The sequence below is a fragment of the Klebsiella sp. 10982 genome, from assembly GCF_048589245.1.
GTDB classification, from domain to species: Bacteria; Pseudomonadota; Gammaproteobacteria; order Enterobacterales; family Enterobacteriaceae; genus Klebsiella; species Klebsiella quasivariicola.
In genome coordinates this window covers 1-838 of record NZ_JBMAXV010000128.1, presented here as the reverse complement: position 1 = coordinate 838, position 838 = coordinate 1, and the positions used below count along the sequence as shown (strand labels likewise).

The 838-nt window shown below is 54.3% G+C and carries 1 pseudogene; it reads right to left on the bottom strand.

The window, feature by feature from the left end:
* A pseudogene (locus ACKLKD_RS27900) lies at window positions 1-801 on the bottom strand (IS3 family transposase); the annotation flags it as partial.
* Between the last annotated feature and the right edge of the window lie 37 nt (window positions 802-838).

Below are 838 nucleotides of genomic sequence, written 5' to 3'. Positions count from 1 at the left end.
CGATAACCCTGCGGGCAAAAAGATCCATGACGACCGCCAGATAGCACCAGCGATTTCCGGCCCAGATATACGTAATGTCTCCGCACCACACCCGGTCTGGCTTGGGCACAGCGAACTGACGCTCGAGCAGATTAGGCAGGCAGGTATGCTCCTGACGGGCATTTTTGTACTGATGTTTTCCAGGCTGGCAACTGCTCAGGTTCAGATGTTTCATCAGACGCCCCGCACGGTAACGGCTCATCGGGACGCCGTTTTGGGTCAGCATGTCAGCCAGAGTACGCGCCCCTGCTGAGCCCCGGCTCTGATTCCACGCCCGGCGTATTTCGCTGCACAGCCTGACTCGCGCCGGATTAACCGTATCGCGTCGTTTTCGCCAGTATCGGTAACTGCTGCGGTGTATTCCCAGAGCAGAACACAGGCTGACGACCGTGTGGCTGTCACTCAGTCTGGCAACTATCGTGAACCGTTCAGTGAGTCGGACATCAAGAGCGCGGTAGCCTTTTTTAATATCGTATTCTGTTCCTCCAGGCGACGAACCTGCTTTTCCAGCTCGCGGATACGTTGCTGGTCTGGAGTAATAGGTGTGGCAGAGGGCGTAATCCCCTGGCGCTCACGCCTGAGCTGGCGTACCCAGCTCTCAAGCGTGGTAGAACCGACATTCATCGCTTCACTGGCTTGTCGATAGGAGTAGCCCTTATCAACAATCAGCTGTGCACATTCCATCCTGAACTCGGGGGTGAAAGTACGCTTAGTTTTCTTGTTCATTAAGTCACCTGTTTTGTGTTGAGGTGAGAATATCACCTTTAATCAGGTGGCCAAATTTACTGTGCCACTACAC